The organism is Microbispora sp. NPDC046933 (assembly GCF_040644635.1).
GTDB lineage: Bacteria > Actinomycetota > Actinomycetes > Streptosporangiales > Streptosporangiaceae > Microbispora.
Map to the genome: position 1 here is coordinate 1 of NZ_JBEYWW010000133.1, position 1,084 is coordinate 1,084.

Consider the following 1,084-nt stretch of genomic DNA (forward strand, 5'->3'; position numbering starts at 1 on the left):
GATGACCGGTCGTTGCAGGTCCGCCAGGCCGACGCGCTGATCGCGCTGCTGGAGCAGAAGATCGCCGCCGAGCTTCTGGTCCTGGTCAACGCCGAATCCCTCCCCGCCGACCCCGAGGACGCCACTCCCACCGACAGCACCCACGCCGACGACACGAGCGACCCCGGCGATACCGAGGACAGTGGCGACAACGACACCAGCGACGCAGGCACTAGCGACGCTGGTGACCTCGACACCGGCACCCCCAACACCGGCACCCCCGGCGACACCGGTGCCAGCGAGGACAGCGGTGACTGCGACCCCCGCGACACCGGAAGCGCCGACAACCCGGGCGATGCCAGTGCAGAGGCCGGGGCCGGTCAGCAGCGGGCCGGTGAGCGCGGGCCGAACGACACCGCGAGTGCCGCCTCTGCCGAGGGCGGCGACGCCGCGCCCGCCAAGGGCGGAGACTGCGACCGTGGTGCGGTCCGCATGGGAGCAAGGCACGCCAGGCGCGCAGCAGCATGGCCCGCATTCGGCGGTAGCGCGCCACCGCGTGCAGCGCCTCCGCATGCAGCGCCTCCGCGCACAGTGCAGCCGGATCCTCCTCCCGAGGACGCCGCTGTGCGTCACACCCACGCCGGGCACCGGCCTGCGGCGGACTGTCGGCGTGGGCAGGGCACACCTGGGGACCACAGCGACATGCGCTGTGGGCACTGCCGCCATGAGCCGGGCCGCCATCAACCAGGCCGCGAGGGGCCGAGCTGCGTGGAGCCGGGCCGTGCTCAGCACGACGCGGCGGATGGCCGGAGCGCGTGCGGGTGCGGCCAGGCGCGGTGCTCGTCCACGGCGGCGGAGACACCGGGAACGCCCCCTGAGCAGCTGGCGGAGGCACTGTCGGCAGGGACGGCACAGGGAGCAGCGTCACAGGGATCGGGACCGGGGGCGTCGCCGGGATCGGCAGCGGGGGCGGCGCGGGAGGCGCTCCTGGGGTCGGCGGGGGCGCTGTCGGGGGCGGTGCTGGGTGCGGCGCCGGGGTTGTTGCTGGCGACCGGGCAGATGCTGCCGGTCTCCAGCGTGCACCGCCTGGCCCGCACCAGCACCC

General features: G+C 74.9%; 1 pseudogene. It reads left to right on the forward strand.

Annotated elements, in window-relative coordinates:
• Positions 1-1,084 (forward strand): annotated as a pseudogene (locus ABZ857_RS44350) (hypothetical protein); the annotation flags it as partial.